This window comes from Streptomyces mashuensis (genome assembly GCF_014654785.1).
Taxonomy (GTDB): Bacteria; Actinomycetota; Actinomycetes; order Streptomycetales; family Streptomycetaceae; genus Streptomyces; species Streptomyces mashuensis.
Window position 1 is genome coordinate 194,559 of sequence record NZ_BNBD01000009.1, and the last position, 19,062, is coordinate 213,620.

At 70.2% G+C, this 19,062-nt stretch carries 20 protein-coding genes; 9 read left to right on the forward strand and 11 right to left on the reverse strand.

Features of this window, described 5'->3' with window-relative positions; translation table 11 throughout:
* The first annotated feature begins 280 nt into the window (after nt 1-280).
* Both IE305_RS21770 and IE305_RS21775 read left to right on the forward strand, forming a co-directional pair.
* Complete coding sequence (locus IE305_RS21770) at nt 281-1,108, forward strand: hypothetical protein (protein WP_190131351.1); 828 nt, start codon at nt 281-283, stop codon at nt 1,106-1,108.
* 46 nt (nt 1,109-1,154) lie between these two features.
* Nucleotides 1,155-1,733, forward strand: coding sequence for a Uma2 family endonuclease (locus IE305_RS21775; RefSeq protein ID WP_190131352.1), 579 nt, complete (start codon nt 1,155-1,157; stop codon nt 1,731-1,733).
* Between the two features lie 4 nt (nt 1,734-1,737).
* Here IE305_RS21775 and IE305_RS21780 read toward each other — a convergent pair whose 3' ends face one another.
* From IE305_RS21780 to IE305_RS21815, 8 genes are all read right to left on the reverse strand, one after another.
* On the reverse strand, nt 1,738-2,406 hold the full coding sequence (locus IE305_RS21780; RefSeq protein ID WP_190131353.1) for a contact-dependent growth inhibition system immunity protein: 669 nt from the start codon (nt 2,404-2,406) through the stop codon (nt 1,738-1,740).
* A gap of 12 nt (nt 2,407-2,418) precedes the next feature.
* Entirely contained in the window at nt 2,419-2,718 is a 300-nt protein-coding gene (locus tag IE305_RS21785) for an RNase A-like domain-containing protein (RefSeq protein ID WP_190131354.1), read from the reverse strand.
* 35 nt (nt 2,719-2,753) lie between these two features.
* A complete protein-coding gene (locus IE305_RS21790) occupies nt 2,754-3,323 on the reverse strand; it encodes a hypothetical protein (protein WP_190131355.1) in 570 nt (189 codons plus the stop codon).
* 22 nt (nt 3,324-3,345) lie between these two features.
* The gene (locus IE305_RS21795) at nt 3,346-5,088 is read right to left on the reverse strand and encodes an RNase A-like domain-containing protein (protein WP_190131356.1); all 1,743 of its coding nucleotides are present in this window, start codon (nt 5,086-5,088) and stop codon (nt 3,346-3,348) included.
* Nucleotides 5,088-5,390 carry a WXG100 family type VII secretion target gene (locus IE305_RS21800; protein ID WP_190131357.1) on the reverse strand — a complete coding sequence of 101 codons (303 nt, stop codon included), beginning with the start codon at nt 5,388-5,390 and terminating at the stop codon, nt 5,088-5,090. The genes IE305_RS21795 and IE305_RS21800 overlap by 1 nt, the downstream gene beginning before the upstream one ends.
* 82 nt (nt 5,391-5,472) lie before the next feature.
* Nucleotides 5,473-5,874, reverse strand: a complete 402-nt coding sequence (locus IE305_RS21805; RefSeq protein WP_190131358.1) for a hypothetical protein — start codon at nt 5,872-5,874, stop codon at nt 5,473-5,475.
* A 58-nt stretch (nt 5,875-5,932) separates the two neighbouring features.
* The gene (locus IE305_RS21810; RefSeq protein ID WP_190131359.1) at nt 5,933-7,156 is read right to left on the reverse strand and encodes a class I SAM-dependent methyltransferase; all 1,224 of its coding nucleotides are present in this window, start codon (nt 7,154-7,156) and stop codon (nt 5,933-5,935) included.
* Nucleotides 7,157-7,196: 40 nt separating this feature from the next.
* Complete coding sequence (locus tag IE305_RS21815; protein ID WP_190131360.1) at nt 7,197-8,324, reverse strand: alpha/beta hydrolase; 1,128 nt, start codon at nt 8,322-8,324, stop codon at nt 7,197-7,199.
* 532 nt (nt 8,325-8,856) lie between these two features.
* Between IE305_RS21815 and IE305_RS21820 the strand changes: the two genes are divergently transcribed.
* The 3 genes from IE305_RS21820 (at nt 8,857) to groL (ending at nt 11,802) form a co-directional block, all read left to right on the forward strand.
* Nucleotides 8,857-9,441 (forward strand): polysaccharide deacetylase family protein, encoded by a 585-nt coding sequence (locus IE305_RS21820; protein WP_308440267.1) that lies wholly within the window; start codon nt 8,857-8,859, stop codon nt 9,439-9,441.
* Nucleotides 9,442-9,772: 331 nt separating this feature from the next.
* Nucleotides 9,773-10,081, forward strand: coding sequence for a co-chaperone GroES (gene groES, locus IE305_RS21825; protein WP_190131362.1), 309 nt, complete (start codon nt 9,773-9,775; stop codon nt 10,079-10,081).
* Between the two features lie 95 nt (nt 10,082-10,176).
* Nucleotides 10,177-11,802: a chaperonin GroEL gene (gene groL, locus IE305_RS21830; protein ID WP_190131363.1), complete on the forward strand. Its 1,626-nt coding sequence runs from the start codon at nt 10,177-10,179 to the stop codon at nt 11,800-11,802.
* A 118-nt stretch (nt 11,803-11,920) separates the two neighbouring features.
* Here groL and IE305_RS21835 read toward each other — a convergent pair whose 3' ends face one another.
* Together IE305_RS21835 and IE305_RS21840 are read right to left on the reverse strand one after the other, a co-directional pair.
* Complete coding sequence (locus tag IE305_RS21835) at nt 11,921-12,631, reverse strand: ester cyclase (RefSeq protein ID WP_190131364.1); 711 nt, start codon at nt 12,629-12,631, stop codon at nt 11,921-11,923.
* Nucleotides 12,632-12,733: 102 nt separating this feature from the next.
* Entirely contained in the window at nt 12,734-13,507 is a 774-nt protein-coding gene (locus IE305_RS21840; RefSeq protein WP_190131365.1) for an SDR family NAD(P)-dependent oxidoreductase, read from the reverse strand.
* 176 nt (nt 13,508-13,683) lie between these two features.
* On the opposite strand from IE305_RS21840, the gene IE305_RS21845 reads away from it, so the two are divergent.
* Nucleotides 13,684-14,595, forward strand: a complete 912-nt coding sequence (locus tag IE305_RS21845) for a LysR family transcriptional regulator (protein ID WP_190131366.1) — start codon at nt 13,684-13,686, stop codon at nt 14,593-14,595.
* A gap of 161 nt (nt 14,596-14,756) precedes the next feature.
* Here IE305_RS21845 and IE305_RS21850 read toward each other — a convergent pair whose 3' ends face one another.
* Nucleotides 14,757-15,086, reverse strand: a complete 330-nt coding sequence (locus IE305_RS21850; protein ID WP_190131367.1) for a WhiB family transcriptional regulator — start codon at nt 15,084-15,086, stop codon at nt 14,757-14,759.
* 436 nt (nt 15,087-15,522) lie between these two features.
* On the opposite strand from IE305_RS21850, the gene IE305_RS21855 reads away from it, so the two are divergent.
* The 3 genes from IE305_RS21855 to guaB all read left to right on the forward strand — a co-directional run bounded on the left by IE305_RS21855 (nt 15,523) and on the right by guaB (nt 19,023).
* Complete coding sequence (locus tag IE305_RS21855; RefSeq protein WP_003948568.1) at nt 15,523-16,134, forward strand: response regulator transcription factor; 612 nt, start codon at nt 15,523-15,525, stop codon at nt 16,132-16,134.
* A gap of 575 nt (nt 16,135-16,709) precedes the next feature.
* The gene (locus IE305_RS21860; protein ID WP_190131368.1) at nt 16,710-17,312 is read left to right on the forward strand and encodes a sigma-70 family RNA polymerase sigma factor; all 603 of its coding nucleotides are present in this window, start codon (nt 16,710-16,712) and stop codon (nt 17,310-17,312) included.
* A gap of 208 nt (nt 17,313-17,520) precedes the next feature.
* A complete protein-coding gene (guaB, locus tag IE305_RS21865) occupies nt 17,521-19,023 on the forward strand; it encodes an IMP dehydrogenase (RefSeq protein WP_190131369.1) in 1,503 nt (500 codons plus the stop codon).
* Nucleotides 19,024-19,062 lie beyond the last annotated feature (39 nt).

The following is a 19,062-nucleotide window of genomic DNA, read 5'->3' on the forward strand; positions in this document are numbered from 1 at the left end:
TTTGAACCCACCCTCCCACCCAATGGCGCGTATACCGCGTATACCACGAGCTGCTCACTTTACGTGAGCGGGTTGCGACGGAAGGTTGCAAGGCCCTAGCGTCCGCGGCAGACAAGAAACAACCCCGGCCGGTGCTGACAACACCGAGCCGGGGTTTGACCACTGAGATCGAGTAGGAGTCGGTCCCAGGGGCTGACCACTGAGATCGAGTAGGAGTCGATCCCGAATGGCTACTGGCTACCCTAGCGCTGCCGACCGCCCCTCGCATGCCTCTCACCCGATGGCGAAGCCGGGCTACGGCAAGCACAGCGCCCCGGACCAAGCCCCGCGCACCGCCCGCGACTTCGCGCACCTGAAGCCGCGTGAGGCGCAGATCGCGGCGTTCATCGACAGGCTGCCCGAGGGTGCGGCGATGGACGCCAAGTCGCTGGCGGCGCAGCTGCCCGCGTACGGGCAGGCAGCGTGCCGTACGGCGCTGAAGCGGCTGTCGGAGGCCGGTCACCTGCGGAGGTGGAAGGAGCACCTCAAGGGTGACGACGGCACGTGGGTGTGGGTGACGCGGTCCTGTTTCTCGCGGACGGCGCGGGACGACGCCTGGTGGGCGGCGCTGCTGAGGGGCGACAGGCCCGAGCCGACGCCCCGCCCTCGCCCTTCAGCGGTGGAACCGGCCCGCACGCGCGCGTACGGCGTCCTCGCGTCCCTGGGGCGCACCGACCCCCGTATGACGCTGTCGCACGCGGACTGCACCGCGCTGGAGGGGCTGGCGGCGCAGTGGCTGGAACGGGGGACGGGTGAACGGGAGCTGGTCCGCGCCCTGACGGCGGGTCTGCCGTACGAGGTCCACCACGCGGCGGCGTTGGCGCGCCGCCGCCTCACGGACAAGCTCCCGCCGGAACGGGTGGCGACGCCCCCGGTGATGCGCCTGGCGGAATGCACGGTGTGCGCGACCCCGGGCCGCCCGGAGGCGCTCCCAGGAGGCCTCTGCGGCACCTGCCGGGGCACCCGCCCCACCCCGCCACCGCGAACGGACATCGGCCCCCACATGGCCCGCCTACGAGCAGCCGCGTCCGGCCACACGAAAGGAACCGCACATGACTGCTGTACATGACGCACCACCGGACATCGGGGCACGATGGGGGCAAGGAGGCGACGCCATGACCCCCAGCACTGCCCACAGCCCGCTGATCTCGGCAGAGGAGTTCGAGGAGCTGGCCCGTACGGCGCCCGAGACCGTACGTCTGGAGTTCATCAAGGGAAGGATCGAGGTCAAGCCGGTGCCGGACGGGGATCACACGGAAATCGTTGCCTGGCTGCAGCGGCAGTGCATGCAGCACGTTCCGGATCTGTGGCTGTACTCGGAAAGAAACCTGAAGGTCGAGCGCTACCGTAAGGGGCGGGCCATTCCGGACGGTGTCCTCGCACCAGTACGCCATTTCGCCGGACACGGCGACTGGTCCGACCCCGACGGCGTCCTCATGGTCGTGGAGGTCACCTCGTACGACGCGGACACCAACCAGCGGGACCGCGTCGACAAGCGCGACGGCTACGCCGCCGCGGAGATCCCCGTCTACCTCCTCGTCGACCGCGACCAGTGCTCCGTGACCGTCCACTCCGAGCCCGAGGAAGGCAGGTACCGGAGCATCGTGACCCGGCCCTACGGCACGCCGGTCGAGCTTCCCGGGCCGGTCGGCATCACGCTGGAGACCGAGGAGCTGAAGAGCTTCACCGCGTGAGCGCTCACTCGGGCGCCGCGTGGCCCGCAAGCCGCTGCGCGGCCAGCGCGAGCCAGGCGCCGGGCGTGTACGGGGCGGGCGGGTCGACCTCCATGCCGAGCTCGGCGACGGCGTGGGCGTGGTCGCCGTCGTCCATGGGGAGGGCGAGCAGCTCGTGCAGCTCGCCGACGAGGCGGGCGACGAGGACCGGGTCGGTCGTCGCGCGGTAGTCGTCGACGGCGGCGTCGTGGTCCGCGAACTCGTCGGGCATGTCCTGCGAGAACCACCCGCCGAGGAACTGGGCGGTCTCGGGGAACCGGGCGTGCCACTCCCAGTGCGTCGCGGGGACGCCGGGCGGGGGTACGTCACCGGCCTCGACGCTCGCCCTGAGGTGGTCGGCGAGGGTGCGGAGCCAGTCCTGGATCTCGTCGTCCTCCAGGCCGACGTCGGGCACGGCGTAGAACTCGCCGAGGCGCAGGCGCAGCCGGCCGGGCGGGTTCTCGGCGTACTCGCGCAGCTGCTGCTCGGCAACGGGGATGGCCCAGGGGCGGGTGTGCCAGGTGTGCCGCAGATAGGCGTCGAGGGCGGTGCTGCGGCGCTCCGGCGTGTCGTCGGCGTCCTGCCCGAGGTAGGCGCGGAGGACCTGGTCGAGCTCGCCGTACTTGCGGTCGTGTTCGAGCGGCTTGAGGGACATACGGGCGGGCCTCTACAGGTAGATCGGGAAGGTGGCGTGCACGGTGAACCCGTGGGGCCGCTCGGGCGCCCGCTTGAGCACCACCCGCGCGGCCCGCACGTCGACGGGCTCCCGCCCGGCAAGCATCATCGCCTGCAACAACACCCGCCCCACGGGCTCCTCCCGCGAGGGCCAGGACGCCTCGATGGTCAACCGCGCCCGGGTCCCCTGGGCGAGCCAGCGATGGATGACCTGCTCGTTGCGGGTCACGACCTGCTGGGTGCACCACTGGGCGGTCTCCCGGTCGGGATAGGTGGCGGCTCGGGTCCGCACGGCACTCCTCTTCTGGTTGCTGGGGTCGGGTCGCGTCAGGTTGCGTCGAAAGACCAGAAGACACCGACTTCGGTGTCGGACACGACGATCAGGCCGATGTCCCAGCCGTGGACACTGAACGGATTGCAGCCGGTGATCGGAGCGTAGCAGTCCGGCACTTCTCCGTTTTCGTTGGTATTGGTGTAGAAGGAGCTCGACGCGCCAAAACGCGAAAGAACAACCGAAGCTCGCCGTTCCAGGTCGGCCTTACGGCTTTCGAAATCCCGCTCCTGAGTGACGTCCAGCCAGTTGGTCGACAGAGCGACCAGCAGCTTCTTTGCCTCCGTATCGGGAATTGCAATGAGACGGGACCGCCACGCCGATGCCTGCTCGGCATCCCGGGGAAGTCCGGCAAAGGGATAGCTGCGGTCCTCCAGCCACTCCTCCTCCCCTTCTGCCGGTTCAAGGCGCTTCCAGCCCCTGGGATCCGTCACTTCCCTCGCCATGACGGCCGCTGCGTCAAAGGCCCAGTCGTCGTGCCGCCGAGGGCCGACGGCGGCGAAGGTGTAGCGCAGTTCGTAGGGCGCGAGGGCTTCCGCCCAGGCGCCGGAATTCACATGGGTCATGTACGTGCCTGCTTGCAGCTGGTTACTTCGGCATGGACGTGGTGACGACGAACGGCGGGTCGAGGTTCGGGTCGTACGTGAGTCGGGTGGCCACGCCCTGTGCGTCCTTGACAGGAGTGGCCCGGCCGTTGACGACCTCCGAGGTACGGCCCGTCGTCGTCGCGCCCGGCACGCTCGGCACGGAGAATATCTTCGACGGCGGGGTGGGTGGTCTGTTGCTCAGCCACTGGTCGATTTCCGAGCTCTTGGAGGTCAGGCAGTACTGCGTGTACTTCTGGGCCGACTCCATGTCCGGGAAGGACGACGCCGCGGGGATCTGGGGCACCCCGGTGTTCTGGTTCGCCTGATCCCTGAGCCGCTGGAGCAGCTGGGCGTCGGACTTGCCCACGTGTTTGTCGAGGCTGTGCCCGCCGCCGAGCTCCTCCTCGGTGGCCAGGTCGAGCGCGTACTTCGACGGAGGCTGCCCGTCCCCCCGCTGCCATTTGTGTTCGTTCTTGAACTCGTTGAGCGATCGTGCACCGAACCCGATGGCTCGCGCTTCCTCGGCCTTGAACTCGGGGGCGCTGCGGTCCGCCTCGTCCAAGGCGTCCATCAGCCCTTCAAGGGTTCTTGCGATCCCGTGAACCGTCTCGTTGTACGTGTCGACAGCCTTGTTGACGCCTTCATAGTCCATGTGTTTCCGGAAGGAAAGGAAGGCCTTTTCCGCGACGCGGGCGGCGTACACGGGCGGGTCGACTACGAGCAGCTTGTCCCACGTGGGCTTCTTCAGGTCCCTGACCACGTCGTCGACCATCTGGCCGGCAGCCTTGGCCGCCGCGGCCTCCGAGACCGAGGTCAGCGTCGACGCGGCGGTCACCAGGTCCCGGCAGGCCTTCTCCATGGCCTTGGCGGTGTCGTGCAGGACCTGGAGGACCGGTCGCCGGGTGGCGGGGGCGACGTTCGGGCTCGTCTTCCAGGGCAGGCCGTGCCGGGACCGGCCCCATGCGGTGGTGCCCCAGATGTTCTGGCAGAAGGATTTCATCGCCTTCTGCCAGTCGCTGTTGTGGTCGTCCGTGATGGAGCTGATGCGCGCGATGAAGTTGTCGCCTGCTTTGAGGGCGGCGTTCCCTGCGTCCCTCCAGTGATCGGCGACCTCCTTGAGCTCGTCCTCGAAGGCGTGCGCTCCCGGGGTGACTTTGTACATCTTGCCCAGCCGGAACGCCTTGTCGATCACCTCCTCGAGGCAGTCGGCGAGGAAGTCGGGAATGTGGCCGATCGCCCGGACGAAGGAGTTGTCCGAGTCTGCGTTGGTGCCCCGCCACTTGAGGTCGGGCACAGTCCCGTAATGGGGTGGCGACTGGATGACGACCGGAGTCGCCTTGCTCGGTGGGGAACCGGACGCCTTCTTGTTGCTGTGCCAGTCCGCCGAGGCGTAGTTGTTCGCGGTCACGGTCAGACCGACCGCCACACCGCCGACGCTCACCACGCTCTTGGCCCAGACCTCCAGGAAGCGCTTCGCCACTTTCGCGTACGCAGCCGCGAAAGCGTCGGGACCGCTGCCCCGGCCCGCCAGCTGTTCCTTTCCGCCGAGCCTGTCGACGAGATTCTTGGCGCCGTCGTTGTGGGCGAACTGATCGTCGCGTATCAGATACGACACGTAGTAGAGGTGCGACGGCTTGACGTCGAAGTTGCCCCCGCTCTTCGGCGGCAACGCCGTCTTGACCGCCGCGAGCTCCTTGTCGCGCTGCTTCTTGTCGGGCAGGGCCGTGGACGTGCCGCCGGACATCAGGCCGCCCCCCAGCCGCGCAGGACGGCCTTGTGTGCGGCGTCGTAGTTGACGTGGCCCGTGACGACGACGTCGTGGAGCCAGCGCTGGGCGGCTTCCATGTCCTGCATCGAGACGTCCCACTTGTCGAGGACGTCCACGAACATGTCGCGCGCCTCGCCCTCCCAGCTCAGGACCACCTTCTCGGTCCTGGTGTAGAGCTTTTCGAGCTTTTCGTTCAGGTCCTTGAGGATGCCCTCCAGCTCACTGGACAGGTCGTGAATCGAGTTGAGGCTGACCGATATGGACTCGTCGTCCGGCACCTGTGTCCCCCGTACTGCTGTGCTCTGACACTTCGTCGGCTCGGACGATCACTCTAGCGATCGTCCCGGTCGGCCCGGGCCGTCAGTAGTCGTCCAAGGCGCTTCGGGGTCCGGCGGCCGGCTGCTTGGGCTGGGGGTTGGCATTCGCCATGGCGAGGATTTTCTGCTGCCCCGTCGTGGACTTCTGCAACTGCTGGAAGTGGTGCAGGATCTCCATGTCCTGGGCGTTGAAGCCGTCGCGGCTCAGTTTCACCGCCTCCTCGACGAGGATCAGCATCTCGCGGATTCGCACCGCGTCCCTGTTGACCGTCAGCTGGAGCTCTTTGTAGGCCGTCGCGGCGGGGCTCTTCCAGCCGTTGTCGACGGAGCCCACGAGGTCGTTCAGATGCTCGATCTTCGTCTTGAGGTAGCGCTCCATTTCGTCGAGGTCCCGTACGAGCGAGGACAGGTTGTCGTCCTGCGCGGCGAGTCTTTCGTTGCCCATGGGTGTGCGTCGCCCCCAACAGTTGCGTCGGTATCGATTGGTCTTCGGGCCTTCGTGCTCAGCCCGCGGTCGGGGCGGTCCCGCCTGCCACCTGCCCCAGCAGCATCACCGGTGCTCCCGCCGCCCGCGTGAGGATGATGACGCAGGTGTTCGGGCCCGACAGCTTGAGTTTCTTGCGCAGGTCGTCCGGTTCCACCGCCGAGCCGCGCTTCTTGATGACCGCGACGCCGATGCCGCGTTCGCGGACGAGGGCGCGGAGTTTCTTCACGTTGAAGGGGAGCACGTCCGTGATCTCGTACGCCGTCGCGTGCGGGGTCGGGTGCAGGGTGTCGCTCGTGATGTAGGCGATCGTTTCGTCGATCAGGGCGCCGGAGACCTCCTCGGCGACCTTCGCGACGAGGTGGGCGCGGATGACCGCGCCGTCCGGTTCGTAGAGGTAGCGGCCGACCGGGCGGACCGGTGGGGGAGGGGGCACGGTGCCCGTCAGGGTCGTGCCCTGGGGGAGGAGGGTGGCGCGGTGGGTGCCGGGGGTCGTGCCGAACCAGAGCACCGCCTCCTTCACGTCGCCGGCGTCGGAGATCCACTCGGCCTCCGCCTCCTCCGGGATCGCTTCGTGCGGGATGCCGGGGGCAATCTTCAGGGCCGCGTAAGGGGCGCGCAGGGCCGTGGCGAGCGCCCAGGAGAGCGGGGGCGAGTACGCCTCCGGGTCGAAGATCCGGCCCCGGCCGCCCCGCCGGGCGGGGTCGACGAAGACGGCGTCGTACGACGAGGTGTCGACCTCCGTCACATCCGCGTTGCGGACCTCGATCAGGCCGGCCAGGCCCAGGGCCGCCGCGTTCGCCCGTACGACCTCGCAGGTCAGCGGGGAGCGGTCGACCGCCAGGACGTGGATGCCCGCCCGCGCCATCGCGATCGCGTCGCCACCGATGCCGCAGCACAGGTCTGCCACGCCGCGTACGCCCAGGCCGGCGAGGCGGCGGGCGCGGTACGTGGCGACCGTGGCGCGCGTGGCCTGCTCCACGCCGTTCGGCGTGAAGAACATCCGGTACGCATCCTCCGCGCCGAACTTCGCCACCGCGCGCTGCCGCAGCCGGGCCTGGCCCAGGGCCGCCGACACCAGCTCGGCGGGGTGGTCGCGGCGCAGCCGGGTCGCCGTGGCCAGTTCCCGGGCCGGGTCGTGGTCGCGCAGCTCGTCCAGGAGAGCGCGACCCTCATCCGTGAGCAGGGCGGTGAAGGCGGTGACGGAGGGATCCGTGGGGTGGTTCGTCGGCACGTCCGTCATTGTCGCCCGCCGTCCCGCGCCGGGCGTCACCCCGAGTGCGTCACGACGACGGCGTCGGGCCCTCCAGGTGCTCGCTGATCCACTGGATCGAGCCGTCGCCCATGCCGCGCAGGTACGTCTCGCCGTTGTGCGTGCCGTTCTCGATGACGTTCAGGTTCGTGTGGACCGGACCCTTGTTGCCGTACGTCGCGATGAACTTCTGGACGTCGCTGATCATCTTCTTGTTCTCCTTCGTCCCGTACTGGAACGCGAGGTAGACGTCCGGGCCCTTCCGGTCGATCAGCTGCTTGGCGAGCACCTCGGGGTTGTTCTCCCGCTGCTCCTTCTCGTGGCCCCGCCACAGCGGCGAGTCCGGAACGATGTCGGGGCCGGAGGCGATCACGGCCTTGAACTTGTCCGGCTTCTGCAGCACGGACTTCAGCCCGACGAAACCGCCGGTGGACGAGCCCATGAAGGCCCAGCCGTCCCGCGACTTCAGGGTGCGGAAGTTCTGCTTCATGAGGTCCGGGACGTCCTCCGTCAGCCAGGTGCCCATCTTGGGCTGGCCGGGGATGTCACTGCCGTCCCAGTAGATGCCGTTGGTGTCCGGGCCGGGGTTGAGGATCGGCATGGCCAGCAGGAATGGCTTGCTCTTGCCCTGCTGGTACCAGTCGGTGACGCTGCCCTCGAGGGAGACCTTGTCCTTGCCGAAGGCGCCGACCGACCAGTAGTTGCCGTCGTGGCCGGGGCCGCCGGGCAGGGCGATCAGCACGGGGAAGCCGCTCTTGGCGAACTTGGGGTCGCTGTACTCCTTGGGCGCCCAGACCCACACCTTGCCCGTGAACCCCGACTTCGGGCCGGTGATCTTGACGACGCTGACGTGCGTGCCGTCGCTCATCGTCTTCTCGTTCTTGAAGTCGGCCGCGGGCCCCGTGGGCATCAGCGTCTTCGAGTCGGCCGGCTTCCCCGCCTGGTCCCCGCTCTTCCCGTCGCCGGACGGCCCGTAGCTGACGGACTCGCCCTTGTCGGTGAACGGGGGTATCTCGTAGTAGCTCATCACGGGCCAGGCGATCAGCCCGAGCGTGACCACCGACGCCCCGGCGATCACCCAGCGGCGGGCGCGGGCCGCCCTCCGGTGGCCCTGGGAGCGGTACGTCTCGGTGGACGTGTCGGTGGTGGGGTACGTCATGGCGAAGCTCCGGCTGCTGTGCCCCTACGGGGTGACGATCAGTTCCACACATCTGGATGGACAAATCGGAGACAAAGGTTCCCATCGGTCCCGTGCGGGTTTCCGTATGGTCTCCGACCTGGGTTTTCCTGTGGGGAACGAGTGAACAACAATCGAATGCGTGAGCCCGTCCGTATGGAAGTCCCGGCAGTCCCAGCCGCCCCGGCCGTCCCGGCAGCGCCGGAGGTCCCGGAACGCCCGGAGGTCCCGCGCCGGCCTCCTCGTCGCGGCCCTGCTGGCCGTCGCCGGTCTGCTGGCCGGCTGTTCTAGCAACGCATCCGCCCCACCAGCCTCCTCCGGCGCACCGGGTAAGGGCAAGGGACATACGTCCTCTTCCGCCGCCCCTTCCGGCCCGTCCGCCCCCGCCGACGACGGCGCCTACCGCCGCTGGGGCCTGGACAAGCCGCTGGCCCCGCCCCCGGCCCCGCCCGCCGGGCGGCCCCCGGCGGAGGAGGGCAAGGGTGGCGGCACGGCGGGCGCCGGCACGCCGCCGGTGATCCGGCGCGTACCCACCAAGGACAAGGTCGTCTTCATCACCATCGACGACGGCGCGGAGAAGGACCCCGAGTTCGTCCGGATGGCGCGCGAGCTGAAGCTGCCGTTCACGATGTTCCTGACGGACAGCGTCGCCCGCACCGGCCGCGGCTACGGCTACTTCGACGAGCTGCGCACCCTCGGCAACGGCGTGCAGAACCACACCCTGACCCACCCCAACCTGCGCACGCTCTCCGCCGACGCCCAGCGCCACGAGATCTGCGGCCAGCAGGACCAGCTGGCCAAGCGCTACGGCAGCCGCCCGCCGCTCTTCCGGCCGCCCTACGGCAACTACGACGACCGGACCCTCGCCGCCGCCGGCAGCTGCGGCGTGCGGGCCGTCGTGCTGTGGGAGGCCACCATGCAGATCAACGACATGCGCTACGCCGAGGGCGACGGGCTGCGGCCCGGCGACATCATCCTGGCCCACTTCCGGGGCCCGGCGGAGCTCAAGGGCACCACCATGACCCGGATGGTCGTCAACATGCTGCGCAGCATCCAGCGGCAGGGCTACACGGTGGCCCGGCTCGAGGACTACGTCTGACCAGGGAAGGACCGGGGGAGGGTCAGGGGCGGACCAGGGGCAGGATCAGGGTTCCGGCCAGGAGTGTCGTCGCTGCGAGCTGGGTAGGGCACCTTCCTGCGAGGCCCGCCGGGGGGCTCGGCCGGGGCCTGCCGCGGGGCTCGCCGCACGAGGAATTGGCACTCCGCTTGACCGAGTGCTAACCGCGTCATAGTCTCGGCCTCGTTGGCACTCTCCACCCGGGAGTGCCAAACACAGCGACGGGCAGGTCCGGCACCCGCGACGACGGATCGACCTGGTCGCCACCTCAGACAGTTAACCCCGTGAGATCTCCGAAGGGGGAGGTCGGATCGTGACGACCGCCAGCTCCAAGGTTGCCATCAAGCCGCTCGAGGACCGCATCGTGGTCCAGCCGCTCGACGCCGAGCAGACCACGGCCTCCGGCCTGGTCATTCCGGACACCGCCAAGGAGAAGCCCCAGGAGGGCGCCGTCCTGGCCGTGGGCCCGGGCCGCTTCGAGAACGGCCAGCGCCTGCCGCTGGACGTGAACGTCGGCGACGTCGTCCTGTACAGCAAGTACGGCGGCACCGAGGTGAAGTACAACGGCGACGAGTACCTCGTCCTCTCGGCCCGCGACGTCCTCGCGGTCATCGAGAAGTAATTCACCAGCAACACGTCTGCGCCCCTGGCTCCCGCGCCCATTCAGCCGGGCGCCCGGGGCGCAGTCCGTTGAGAGATCGCGAGGATACGTAAGCCATGGCCAAGACCCTGAAGTTCGACGAGGACGCCCGTCGCGCCCTTGAGCGCGGTGTCAACAAGCTCGCCGACACCGTGAAGGTGACGATCGGCCCCAAGGGCCGCAACGTCGTCATCGACAAGAAGTTCGGCGCCCCCACCATCACCAACGACGGCGTCACCATCGCGCGCGAGATCGAGCTCGAGGACGCGTACGAGAACCTGGGCGCCCAGCTCGTCAAGGAGGTGGCGACCAAGACCAACGACATCGCGGGTGACGGCACCACCACCGCGACCGTCCTGGCCCAGGCCCTGGTCCGCGAGGGTCTGCGCAACGTCGCCGCCGGCGCCTCCCCGGCCGCCCTGAAGAAGGGCATCGACGCCGCGGTCAAGGCCGTCTCGGACGACCTGCTGGCCACCGCCCGCCCGATCGACGAGAAGTCCGACATCGCCGCCGTCGCCGCGCTGTCCGCCCAGGACAAGCAGGTCGGCGAGCTCATCGCCGAGGCGATGGACAAGGTCGGCAAGGACGGTGTCATCACCGTCGAGGAGTCCAACACCTTCGGCCTGGAGCTGGACTTCACCGAGGGCATGGCCTTCGACAAGGGTTACCTCTCGCCGTACATGGTGACCGACCAGGAGCGTATGGAGGCCGTCCTCGAGGACCCGTACATCCTGATCCACCAGGGCAAGATCTCGGCGATCGCCGACCTGCTGCCGCTGCTGGAGAAGATCATCCAGGGTGGCGCCTCGAAGCCGCTGCTGATCATCGCCGAGGACGTCGAGGGCGAAGCGCTCTCCACCCTCGTCGTGAACAAGATCCGCGGCACCTTCAACGCCGTGGCCGTCAAGGCCCCGGGCTTCGGCGACCGCCGCAAGGCGATGCTCGGCGACATGGCCACCCTCACCGGTGCCACCGTCGTCGCCGAGGAGGTCGGCCTCAAGCTCGACCAGGTCGGCCTGGACGTGCTCGGCACCGCCCGCCGCGTGACCGTCACCAAGGACGACACCACCATCGTCGACGGTGGCGGCAAGTCCGAGGACGTCGCCGGTCGCGTGGCCCAGATCAAGGCCGAGATCGAGACCACCGACTCCGACTGGGACCGCGAGAAGCTGCAGGAGCGCCTGGCCAAGCTGGCCGGCGGCGTCTGCGTCATCCGCGTGGGCGCGGCCACCGAGGTCGAGCTCAAGGAGAAGAAGCACCGTCTGGAGGACGCCATCTCCGCGACCCGCGCCGCGGTGGAGGAGGGCATCGTCTCCGGTGGTGGCTCCGCCCTGGTGCACGCCGCCAAGGTGCTCGAGGGCAACCTCGGCAAGGACGGCGACGAGGCCACCGGTGTCACGGTCGTCCGCAACGCGGTCGTCGAGCCGCTGCGCTGGATCGCCGAGAACGCCGGCCTGGAGGGCTACGTCATCACCTCCAAGGTCGCCGAGCTGGAGAAGGGCCACGGCTTCAACGCCGCGACCGGCGAGTACGTCGACCTGGTCAAGGCCGGCGTCATCGACCCGGTGAAGGTCACCCGCTCCGCCCTGGAGAACGCCGCCTCCATCGCCTCCCTGCTGCTCACGACCGAGACCCTGGTCGTCGAGAAGAAGGAAGAGGAGCCCGCGCAGGCCGGCGGCCACGGCCACGGCCACGCGCACTGACGTCGCGCAGCACCCATACGTCACGACCGGGGCCCGGTCTCCCCTACGGGAGGCCGGGCCCCGGCCCGTACGGGCAACGGGCAATGAGCGGCCGACGGCCTGCGGCGCGGGTGGCGGCTCAGGGTACGGAGCGCAGGTCGACCGCGCCCAGCTGCCGCAACAGGCCCAGCAGGTCGTACGTCCACCAGCCCTCGGCGATCCTCCCGTCCTCGAACCGGAAGACCGTGACGCCGTCCATGGCGGCCTCCCGGCCCGTGGGCTGCACGCCCATGAAGTCGCCCTGGTGGGTGCCGGTCCACGTCCAGTGCGTGGCGACCTGGTCGCCCTCGCAGATCTGGCGGTGGAGCGTGAAGTCGAAGTCGAAGGCGCCGCGCCAGAACTCGACGTCCCGCCGCAGCTCCGCCGGGCCGGTCGTCGTCTGCTCCGCCTTGCCGATGTCGTGGTCCCGGTAGCCGGGCAGGAACAGCTCGTCGAGCAGGTCCAGGTCCCCGTCGACCGCGACGTCCTCGAAGAAGCGGCGGGCCGTGGCCTTGTTGAGCTGCTCGTCCCGCACCACGTCGAGGTCGGTGAAGGTCGGCATCTCGTCGCAGAGCGCGACGATCTCCTGGAAGATCCGGTCCGTCTCGGGAAGGTTGGAGTTCTCCATCGCCTTCTCGAACGACGGGAACTCGATGATCTCGACGTAGTGGTCGCGGTCCGAGTGGTCCCGGCCGACCAGTGAGTGGGTGGCGGTGCGGCGGCCCTCGGTGGCGGCCACCCAGCGGTCCATCAGCCGGTCCATCTCCTCGAACTGACGGGTCCTGCACTCGACCAACTGCACGAATGTCATGGCGTGCCTCCCGTACCTGCCGGGTGATATCTCCAGGTTAGACCCGGTGTGCACGCCGGTCAGGGCGGCCGGGGAGGCCCCGGGCCGCCCGTTCGCCGGTGATCAGTTCGGCCCGTACCGGCGGCCCGTCGTCGCGCTCGCCCGCGACACCGCGCGCCGCGGGGCGATCTTCATCAGCCCCGTCAGGGCCTTGTACCGCGGGTCGGGGACGGACAGCGACTTGCCGCGCGCCAGGTCCTTCAGGGCGGCCTCGACCAGCTTGTCCGCGTCCAGCCACAGCCAGCCGGGGACGTTGTCCGTACCCATCCCGGCGCGCTGGTGGAACTCCGTCCGGACGAAGCCCGGGCACAGCGCCATCAGCCGCACCCCGCTGCCCGCCAGGTCGCGCGCGGCGCCCTGGGTGAACTGCACGACCCACGCCTTGCTCGCGCCGTACGTGCCGCGCGGCACGAACGCCGCCACCGACGCCACGTTGATCACTCCGCCGCGCCGCCGCTCGCGCATGCTCGCCGCGGCGGCCGACGTGAGGCGCAGCACCGCCTCGCAGTGCACCTTGAGCATGGTCAGCTCGTCGGCCATGGACACTTCGAGGTAGCGGCCCTTGTTGCCGAAGCCGGCGTTGTTGACCAACAGGTCGACCGGGTTCCTGCGGTCGGAGAGCCTGGCCTCCACCGCCGCGATGCCCTCGTCCTCCGACAGGTCGGCCCGGAGTACCTCGGCCTCGACCCGGTGGCGGTCGTGGAGCTCGGTCGCCTGCTCGTTCAGCCGCTTCTCGTCGCGCGCCACGAGGACCAGGTTGTGCCCGTCGGCCGCCAGCCGGCGGGCGAACGCGGCGCCGATGCCGGCCGTGGCTCCCGTGATCAGTGCAGTCGTCATACGGGAACGTTAGTGCCCGGCGTGGCCCCTTGACTGTCGGCAGCGGCTCGCTTCGCCCCTCCGGGGGGCCCGGGGGAGGCCGCACTGTGACGCCGGCGGGACTCCGGCGACGGCACCGGCCCAAAGGCCCCGCGAGGTATTTCGCTTCGATTCCAAGTGGGGCTTATGCTCGAAGGGTGATCGAGGCTCGTCATCTCAGGGTGCTGCGCGCGGTGGCCGCCACCGGTTCGTTCTCGGCGGCGGCGCGTGAGCTGGGTTGCACCCAGCCCGCCGTCAGTCAGCAGATGAAGGCCCTGGAGCAGTCCGCGGGCACGCCGCTGCTGGTCCGTACGGGCCGTGAAATGCGGCTGACGGAGGCCGGCGAGGCGCTGGTGCGGCACGCGACCGGCATTCTCGCCGGGCTGACCGCGGCGAAGGAGGAGGTCGCGGCCATCGCCGGGCTGCGCGCCGGGCGGGTCCGGCTCGTCTCGTTCCCCAGTGGTAGCTCGACTCTCGTACCCGGCGCACTCGCCGCCATGCGCGCCGCCCATCCGGGCACGCGCGTCTCCCTCGTGGAGGCGGAACCGCCGCGCTCGGTGGAGATGCTGCGCGAGGGCGACTGCGAGATCGCGCTCGCCTTCCGCTACCCCGACGTCCGGGGGGCCGACCCGGCGGCCGCCGCCGAGTGGGACGACCTGGTCGTACGGCCCGTGCTGACCGACCGCCTCATCGGCGTGGTGCCCGAGGGGCACCGGCTGGCCGGGGCGGAGCGCATCGGGATAGCCGAGCTGGAGAAGGAGCCGTGGATCGCGGGCTGCCCGCGCTGCCGCCGGCACCTGGTCGAGGTCTGCGAGAACGCGGGCTTCACGCCGCGCATCGACTTCGCGACGGACGACTACCCGGCCGTCTTCGGCCTGGTCGGCGCCGGGCTCGGCGTCGCGGTGATGCCCGAGCTGGCACTGGAGACGGTCCGCCCGAAGGGCACGCGCACGGTGCTCGTCGAGCCGCTCGTGCAGCGCGAGATCGTGGCGCTCACCCTGCCCGACCTGGCCCGGGTGCCGGCGGTCGGGGCCATGCTGGACCGGCTCGCGGACGCGGCACGCCGCTGAGGACCACCGGCTCACCCACGGGGCACGCCCCGGGGTCCGGCGCCCGGGGCGAGGCCGGGGCCAGGGCCGGGGCCGGAGTCGGGCCGTGGGCCCGTCGGCTGCCGGTACCACCGGCTGCTGGAACGTTTCCTCCGAGCCTCCCCACGGCACGGAGCCGCGCCCTACGCGCTCATCACGCCCGCGCCCGCGTTGTTGTTCGCGCTGATGGAACGGTGCCGGGCGCGACCCATGAGTTCCTCGCGCTCGTCCTCGGTGAGGCCGCCCCACACGCCGTAGGGCTCCCGTACCGCCAGCGCGTGCGCCGCGCACTCCGCGCGTACGGGGCACCGCATGCACACCTCCTTCGCGGAGGCCTCTCGGGCACTGCGGGCCGCGCCCCGCTCGCCCTCGGGGTGGAAGAAGAGCGAGCTGTCGACCCCACGGCATGCCGCCAGGAGCTGCCAGTCCCACAGGTCGGCGTTGGGACCGGGAAGGCGGGAGAAGTCTGCCATTGCTCATTCCCTCGAAGCGTTGTCGAAGCGATGGCCGGAACGATCCGGTCCGGACTGATCCGTTGCAGTACCCGTGTCCGCACATTTCATCTGTCGTGTGAGCAGATGAAAATATGACTCATTGCGAATCTAGCCTCAGACGGCAGCAAATGGGAAGAAAAACAGGTCCGAGTGGGCAAATGGGGCATAGCTTGGTCAGAAGGCCGGGCGCCCCCCGTGCGCCCTGCTCCGTGTCCGCGCCCTCACGTAGAGTGCCGAACACGGCCGACCAAGCCCGTAACTCTTTCGGGTGACCGTCGTTGAGAGTGCGGAGGCGGTTGACGGATGAAGCAGTCGGGCGGGTGGCAGGTGCCCGAGTCACGTCGACCGCACAGGTGACGATCAGTACCAGCCTCTGGAGGCTCAAGGTGACGCGCATCAGCTGCGGAGGGCGGTCATGACATCCGTCCTCGTCTGCGACGACTCCCCGCTTGCCCGAGAAGCGCTCCGTCGTGCGGTGGCGACCGTGCCCGGCGTCGAGCGTGTGACGACGGCGGCCAACGGCGAGGAAGTCCTCCGCCGCTGGGGCGCCGATCGTTCGGATCTCATCCTCATGGACGTGCGCATGCCCGGCCTGGGCGGTGTCGAGACCGTCCGCCGGCTTCTCTCCGCCGATCCCGGCGCCCGGATCATCATGCTCACGGTCGCCGAGGACCTCGACGGGGTCGCCCTCGCGGTGGCCGCCGGCGCCCGTGGCTACCTGCACAAGGACGCCTCGCGCGCGGAGCTGCGGGCCACGGTCACGCAGGCGCTGGCCGACCCGACCTGGCGGCTCGCGCCGCGGCGGCTGCGCTCGGCGGAGATGGGCGCGGCACCGACCCTCACGGCGCGCGAGATCCAGGTGCTCGAGGGCATGAGCCACGGGCGGTCCAACGCGGAGATCGGGCGGGAGCTCTTCCTCTCCGAGGACACGGTCAAGACGCACGCGCGCCGACTCTTCAAGAAGCTCGGCGCCTCGGACCGCGCGCACGCCGTGGCGCTCGGCTTCCGCTGGGGCCTGGTGCGGTAACGCTGCCGCTGGGCGCCGCGCCCCGAGTGCGGCGCCCCGCCACCGGGGCACTCCCTGGCGGCGCCGCGTTCCGCCCTGCTCCGCGCCGCCCCCGCCGCCCCGCGGGGAAGGGGCGCCCCCGTCCCACCGCTACGACGGGGTTCAGGTGGCCCGGCCCCCCGACCGGCACCCCGCCCCGCGTACGGGCGCGGCCCGCCCCCTTCGGGGTGCGCGCGCCGGTCCCTCGCGCCGTCCCCCATGCCGTCCCGCCCACGGGGCGTACCGGCGGCCGCCGGGGGCGCCCGCCGGGCGGCGGCGCCGAAACTCCGAGGGATGACGCATCCTTGGAGTTGTGACTCCTCCCCGGCAGGGGCCGGCGTTCCTCGCGCGGCCAGATGAGACCTCATGACGGACAGGCCCCGTCCGGTGCCGTCCGGCACGGGCACAAGCTATCGGCGGAGTCGTGGGCGCGGGGCGGGTATACCCGGAAGGGGGCGACGCGAGACGTGAGTGCGAGGACACCGACGCGTAACGGTTCGACGCACAACCATGAAGGCGGTGCCGTGGATCGCTTGACGCCAAGGCACCATGGACCGATGCGCGACGACGAGACCCAGCGGCAGGCCGCGGCCGCCGGCCCCGGGGAGATCGGTGCACTCGTCGCCCGCGCGGTCGAGGGCGACCGGCGGGCCACGCACGACCTGCTCGCCCTGGTGCACCCGCTGGCCCTGCGCTACTGCCGGACCCGGCTGTCGCGGCTGCCGGGCGACGCGCGCCACTTCGTCGACGACCTCGCGCAGGAGGTCTGCCTCGCGGTGCTCTGCGCCCTGCCCCGGTACCGGGACACGGGCCGGCCGTTCGAGGCGTTCGTCGTGGCCATCGCCGCCCACAAGGTGGCGGACCTGCAACGGGCCGCCATGCGGCACCCGGGCAGCACGGCCGTGCCCTCGGACGAGATGCCCGAGCAGCCGGACGACTCGCTCGGGCCGGAGGAGCGCGCCCTGCTCAGCAGCGACGCCGAGTGGGCCAAGAAACTGCTCGCCAGCCTCCCGGAGAACCAGCGCGAGCTGGTGCTCCTGAGGGTGGCGGTGGGGCTCACGGCCGAGGAGACGGGGCAGATGCTGGGCATGTCGCCGGGCGCCGTCCGCGTCGCCCAGCACCGCGCCCTGAGCAGGCTCAGGGCGCTCGCCGAACAGTGAGCGCCGCGCACACACCGCCGTCCCGCGGGCGTTCGTAGAAAACTCCAAGTGACGAGGGACTCAGCCGTCGTGGAATGGGACACCCGCTGAGGCCGTTAGCATGGGAATCCTCACCGGGGCAAGGGGCTTCCACAGGGCCCGGCTGGGCCCGGCGGGCGCCGCCCGGGGCCCGCGATTCCCGGTCAATCACTGTGTTTGGGAAGGTGTCATGGCTGACCACGTCGACGGAATGCCCGAGAAGTTCGCAATGCTCGGTCTGACATACGACGACGTCCTGCTGCTGCCGGGCGCCTCCGAGGTGCTGCCCAACGCCGTGGACACGTCCTCCCGGGTCTCCCGGAACGTCCGCGTCAACATCCCGCTGCTGTCGGCCGCCATGGACAAGGTGACCGAGGCGCGCATGGCCATCGCCATGGCCCGCCAGGGCGGCGTGGGTGTGCTGCACCGCAACCTGTCCATCGAGGACCAGGCCAACCAGGTCGACCTGGTCAAGCGCTCCGAGTCCGGCATGGTCTCGGACCCGATCACCGTCCGCCCGGACGCCACGCTCGCCGAGGCGGACGCCCTGTGCGCCAAGTTCCGCATCAGCGGCGTCCCGGTCACCGACCCGGCCGGCAAGCTGCTCGGCATCGTCACCAACCGCGACATGGCCTTCGAGAGCGACCGCTCCCGCGCCGTGCGCGAGGTCATGACGCCCATGCCGCTGGTCACCGGCAAGGTGGGCATCTCCGGCGAGGACGCCATGGAGCTGCTGCGCCGCCACAAGATCGAGAAGCTGCCGCTGGTCGACGACGAGGGCGTGCTCAAGGGCCTCATCACGGTCAAGGACTTCGTCAAGGCCGAGCAGTACCCCAACGCCGCCAAGGACGCCGACGGCCGCCTGATCGTCGGTGCCGCGGTGGGCGTCGGCGACGAGGCGTACGAGCGGGCCCAGGCGCTGGTCGAGGCCGGCGTGGACTTCCTGGTCGTGGACAGCGCCCACGGTCACAGCCGCGGCATCCTCGACATGATCGCCAAGGTCAAGTCCAACATCAACGTCGACGTCGTCGGCGGCAACGTCGCCACCCGCGACGGTGCCCAGGCCCTGATCGACGCCGGCGCGGACGGCGTCAAGGTCGGCGTCGGCCCCGGCTCGATCTGCACCACGCGCGTGGTCGCCGGCATCGGCGTCCCGCAGGTCACGGCGATCTACGAGGCCGCGCGGGCGTGCCACGCGGCCGGTGTGCCGCTGATCGGCGACGGCGGTCTGCAGTACTCCGGTGACATCGCCAAGGCCATCGCGGCCGGCGCGGACACCGTGATGCTGGGCTCGCTGCTGGCCGGCTGCGAGGAGTCGCCGGGCGAGATGGTCTTCATCAACGGCAAGCAGTTCAAGTCCTACCGGGGCATGGGCTCGCTCGGCGCGATGCAGTCGCGCGGCCAGGCCCGCTCGTTCTCCAAGGACCGCTACTTCCAGGACAACGTCCTCTCCGAGGACAAGCTCGTCCCGGAGGGCATCGAGGGCCAGGTGCCCTACCGCGGCCCGCTCGCCTCGGTGGCCCACCAGCTGGTCGGCGGCCTGCGGGCGTCGATGGGCTACGTCGGCTCGGCCACCGTGCCCGAGCTGAAGGAGAAGGGCCGCTTCGTGCGGATCACCTCCGCGGGCCTCAAGGAGAGCCACCCGCACGACATCCAGATGACCGTCGAGGCGCCGAACTACTCGGCGCGCTGATTCGGCGCTTCCTACGACGCCGCGCGAACCCCGCCGGCG

Coding starts and splice junctions, on each gene's coding strand:
- IE305_RS21860 (WP_190131368.1), top strand. CDS start 16,710: ATGCGCGACGACGAGACCCAGCGGCAGGCCGCGGCCGCCGGCCCCGGG.
- IE305_RS21780 (WP_190131353.1), bottom strand. CDS start 2,406: ATGTCCCTCAAGCCGCTCGAACACGACCGCAAGTACGGCGAGCTCGAC.
- IE305_RS21850 (WP_190131367.1), bottom strand. CDS start 15,086: ATGGCAGACTTCTCCCGCCTTCCCGGTCCCAACGCCGACCTGTGGGAC.
- IE305_RS21790 (WP_190131355.1), bottom strand. CDS start 3,323: ATGACCCATGTGAATTCCGGCGCCTGGGCGGAAGCCCTCGCGCCCTAC.
- groL (WP_190131363.1), top strand. CDS start 10,177: ATGGCCAAGACCCTGAAGTTCGACGAGGACGCCCGTCGCGCCCTTGAG.
- IE305_RS21810 (WP_190131359.1), bottom strand. CDS start 7,156: ATGACGGACGTGCCGACGAACCACCCCACGGATCCCTCCGTCACCGCC.
- IE305_RS21775 (WP_190131352.1), top strand. CDS start 1,155: ATGACCCCCAGCACTGCCCACAGCCCGCTGATCTCGGCAGAGGAGTTC.
- guaB (WP_190131369.1), top strand. CDS start 17,521: ATGGCTGACCACGTCGACGGAATGCCCGAGAAGTTCGCAATGCTCGGT.
- IE305_RS21840 (WP_190131365.1), bottom strand. CDS start 13,507: ATGACGACTGCACTGATCACGGGAGCCACGGCCGGCATCGGCGCCGCG.
- IE305_RS21815 (WP_190131360.1), bottom strand. CDS start 8,324: ATGACGTACCCCACCACCGACACGTCCACCGAGACGTACCGCTCCCAG.
- IE305_RS21805 (WP_190131358.1), bottom strand. CDS start 5,874: ATGGGCAACGAAAGACTCGCCGCGCAGGACGACAACCTGTCCTCGCTC.
- IE305_RS21770 (WP_190131351.1), top strand. CDS start 281: ATGGCGAAGCCGGGCTACGGCAAGCACAGCGCCCCGGACCAAGCCCCG.
- IE305_RS21855 (WP_003948568.1), top strand. CDS start 15,523: ATGACATCCGTCCTCGTCTGCGACGACTCCCCGCTTGCCCGAGAAGCG.
- IE305_RS21795 (WP_190131356.1), bottom strand. CDS start 5,088: ATGTCCGGCGGCACGTCCACGGCCCTGCCCGACAAGAAGCAGCGCGAC.
- IE305_RS21835 (WP_190131364.1), bottom strand. CDS start 12,631: ATGACATTCGTGCAGTTGGTCGAGTGCAGGACCCGTCAGTTCGAGGAG.